This window comes from Actinobacillus capsulatus DSM 19761 (assembly GCF_000374285.1).
Classification (GTDB): domain Bacteria; phylum Pseudomonadota; class Gammaproteobacteria; order Enterobacterales; family Pasteurellaceae; genus Actinobacillus; species Actinobacillus capsulatus.
On sequence record NZ_KB893960.1, the window covers coordinates 1 to 3,858 of the forward strand.

General features: G+C 45.1%; 4 protein-coding genes and 1 pseudogene. All 5 read left to right on the forward strand.

Annotated elements, in window-relative coordinates:
• The first annotated feature begins 4 nt into the window (after nt 1-4).
• Nucleotides 5-1,324, forward strand: coding sequence for a phage tail protein (locus C228_RS14555; RefSeq protein ID WP_245552775.1), 1,320 nt, complete (start codon nt 5-7; stop codon nt 1,322-1,324).
• Between the two features lie 41 nt (nt 1,325-1,365).
• A complete protein-coding gene (locus C228_RS0112855; RefSeq protein ID WP_018652994.1) occupies nt 1,366-2,163 on the forward strand; it encodes a phage BR0599 family protein in 798 nt (265 codons plus the stop codon).
• A gap of 17 nt (nt 2,164-2,180) precedes the next feature.
• The gene (locus tag C228_RS0112860; protein ID WP_018652995.1) at nt 2,181-2,432 is read left to right on the forward strand and encodes a hypothetical protein; all 252 of its coding nucleotides are present in this window, start codon (nt 2,181-2,183) and stop codon (nt 2,430-2,432) included.
• 5 nt (nt 2,433-2,437) lie between these two features.
• Complete coding sequence (locus C228_RS0112865) at nt 2,438-2,638, forward strand: hypothetical protein (RefSeq protein ID WP_018652996.1); 201 nt, start codon at nt 2,438-2,440, stop codon at nt 2,636-2,638.
• Between the two features lie 3 nt (nt 2,639-2,641).
• Nucleotides 2,642-3,858, forward strand: a pseudogene (locus C228_RS0112870) (phage tail protein); the annotation flags it as partial.

Below are 3,858 nucleotides of genomic sequence, written 5' to 3' on the forward strand. Positions count from 1 at the left end.
TCAATTGCCGCTCACGCTACGACCGTTAGCACTTAAAAAGTGGACGGTCAAAGTCAGTATGAATGGTCCGGCAGAAATTGATTGTACGGTAACTTTTACTATTGCCGGCAAGAATCCGGTTACGTTGCGCATCACCGGTTCACGCTCTATCGATTGGGAATTTTTCCCAGATTGGTCGGAAGATGTAACGGAAAAATTAGAGTTTTTGACGACCGTACATCAATCAATGACCGGGGCTGAACAACGTATCGCCAAACGTTTATCGCCTCGTCGAACTTTTGAATTTAAAGTTTCTACAACCGGAACAGAACGTCAGCGTTTAGAAAATATGCTCTATGCTTACGGTGCGAGAGTATGGGCAATGCCGATTTTTACTGATTGCGCTTATTTATCGCAGGATGCCAGACAAGGACAACGCGAGCTAAAAATTAACACCCTTGGCTATGATTTTGTCAGAGGCGGACGGGCGATTTTGATGACCGGCTTACGTAAAGAGATGGTCGAGATTGCTGAGCTTAAGCTAAACAGTCTCACACTTAAACGCCCGATTGTCGGCGATTTTAGTCGTAATACTACCGCCGTTTATCCGCTGCGCTCGGCGGTGCTGACGGATATGCCGCAGCTAAGCCATCTAAGCGATAACGTCTCGACCGCGCAAATTCGATTACAAATACATGAGCATAATGCACACGATGATGATGTTAGCCATCTATCGACTTATCGCAATCATCCAGTATTAGAGCCGACAAGCGATTGGTCAGACGATATTACCTCACAATATACGCGACTGATTAAGCAATTAGATAACCAAACCGGACTACCGCATTATTTAGATACGGCAAATAAAGCATTCCAGGTGACCGCGCACCGCTTTATTGCGGTCGGGCGCGAGGAGCAACGCAAGCTGCGCCAATTATTTTACTACTTGCGTGGTCGCCAGCGTGCGATTTGGGTCGCAACCGGTGCCACTGATTTAACACCGGTAGCGAATATCGTCGGCAAAAGCATTGATATTGCCAATATCGGTTATAGCTCCGCACTGCAAAAACAGGTCGGTAGACAAGATATCCGCATTGAGTGCTACGACGGGCAAATCTTTTATCGTCGCATTATTGCCGCCGGTGCGGTAGATAGTCAAACCGAGCGATTGGCATTAGATGGCGATACGTTAGCTATCCCACAAAATAATATCGCCAAAATCTCATGGTTGACGCTATCACGCCTTGATAGCGATACGATAACGTGGAAGCATTATACCGATGCGGACGGGTCAGCGACGATTGCGGTTAATTTTCGGGGATTAAGAGACGAGCTTGAGCCTTAATTTAATCAAGCTTTAAACGATATTTAAAAAGGATTTAAAACGTGAGTTATTTAGATGTTGCCGACGGTCAGCCTGTTACGCTTTATCAGTTTAGCCGAGGTGATGACGAAAAGATTTGGCGTTTTTGCGACGCGGATAAAGATATTTTAGTGAATAACGAAAAATGGCTGGCAACCGCAATCAGTGATAGCGGTCGCCGCACCGGTGAAAATATCAATATTGTGCTGCCGAGTAATAATCCCGTGGCATTACTTTATCGCGGAATGCCGCCGAGCCAAACCGTTAAAGTGATGATTATGCGATTGCATTATCCAGAACAAGAATTACGGGTTGTATGGATTGGCACGATTATTGAAGCAAAACGTCCGGATGTGCATAAGACGGAATTAGTTTCTGCTGGGCTATCCTCCACAATGCAAAGTGCTGGCTTACGTCTGACATGGGGACGTAACTGTCCTTATACGCTTTATGACTATGATTGTAGAGTCAATCCGAAAAATTTTGCGGTTGTCGGTTTAGTGATTAAAGCGTTAAACGGGACAACCATCACGGTAGATGTGCCTGAAAATTTACCGGAAGGCTGGTTTAATGCCGGTTTTATTGAATGGACGGATAGCGATGGTGTGCGTGAAGTACGAGCGGTTACCGTGCATAAAAATAACCAAATCACCTTGATGGGTGGCACGCAAAAACTATCTGTTGGCACAACCATTAATGTGTACCCCGGCTGTGACGGGCGGGCAACGACTTGCCTTAAAAAGTTTAACAATATGCTGAATTTCGGTGGCGTTCCGCACATGCCGAATAAATCGCCTTATGACGGGTCACGGGTATTTTAATGTAAAAGGAGGATGTTATGTTTGCAGCCATTGGTTGGGCGGTCGTTAAATATGTTGCGGTGCTTGCAGTCAGTTATTTATTGAATCAAGCGCTCGCACCGAAACAGCGCAGCGGGCAAGGGCCGGAAGCCGTATCCAGTGATGAATGGAATTTTCCCCAAGCGGCTGAAGGCACACCGCAATGTGTGTTTTTCGGTGACTGTTGGACGGAAGATTGGCAAGTGCTGGCATACGGCAATTACCGTACCACCGAAATCAAAAAAGGATAAAAAAGATGATTATCACCATGCAAGATATGCGCCGTGTGCATTTTTGTGCAGCGGGTGTACAAGCGTTCTTTGAACGCGAAGGGCTAGATTTTAATGATTTTTTGCAAAATGGCATTGATGCCGAAAAATTCTTAGCCACCGGTAGCGTATTTGCGCGTAAATGTGTCACAGCTGCAAAACAAGCACAACAACAGGCAGAGGACTAAGGCATGGGCAAACGTAAAGGTGGTGCAGTTACCGTTGGTTATCGTTATTACTGGGATATTCATTCGGGACTGGGACGCGGACCGGTAGATGAGATTGTGGAATTACGCCTTGATGATAAATCGGCGTATGTCGGTAAGCCCGGAGAGCTAACGCATTCACAAGCGATTTATATCGACAAACCAAACTTGTTCGGGGGTGAAAACACCGGCGGCGAAGGTGGTATTCAGGGACGTATGGAGATTTTAATGGGCGAACCTGACCAAAAACCAACGCAAATGCTGATTAATCTGCTTAAAGGTGTGCTTAATCCGGCACTCAATTCAAGCAATAGCCGCTGGAGCCGTAAACGCAATAAAAAAGTCAAAAGTAACCAAGGCGACTTTTTTGCAAGCGGCGCAGTACAACCCGGTAATATAGATGAGGAAGATATGATTCCGGGCTTTCGCGGTATTGTGTCCACCGTGTTTAGTGGGCTTATCAGTTGCTATAACGCTTACCCTAAAAAGCACAGTTATCGCCTACGCCGTAACCATAAAGGCTGGTTTAACGGTACGGTATGGTATCCGGAGAAATGCAAAATTTTGTTACGTAACGATACATTAAAAATTAAAGGTTTGAATAATGAGCAAGAAGAAAATGTACGCCAGATTCATGCGATGAATCCTGCACACATCCTTGTTGAGTGTGCAACAAATAAAAGCTGGGGCGGCAAAAAAGACTTAAGTGATCTTGATTTAGATAGCTACAAAAAAGCCGCCGACACACTCTATGAAGAAGGCTTTGGACTATGTTTGCGTTACAACCGTCAAGGCTCAATTAAAGAGTTTATGCAACAGGTTATCGACCATATTGGGGCTGTGCAATACGACAATGTGGAAACCGGCAAACAAGCGATTCGTTTATTGCGTAATGACTATAATCCCGACGATTTGCCAACATTTCACTATGATAACGGGATTTTATCTGTACAAGATGATGACAGCTCGGCAACTGATACGACAGCGAATCAAATTGTCGTTAAATATCGCGACCCAGTGACTAACCGTGAAGACCAAGCCATTGCGAATAATATTGCGTCTGTACAAATGCATGGCGTGATTATAAAAACCGTTGAATATAAAGGTGTGCCGACATTTGACTTAGCCGCTCGACTTGCACAACGTGATTTAGAGATGGTCGCCAGCAGTTTAACTCGTCTTAAAATTGTGTTTGATATGCG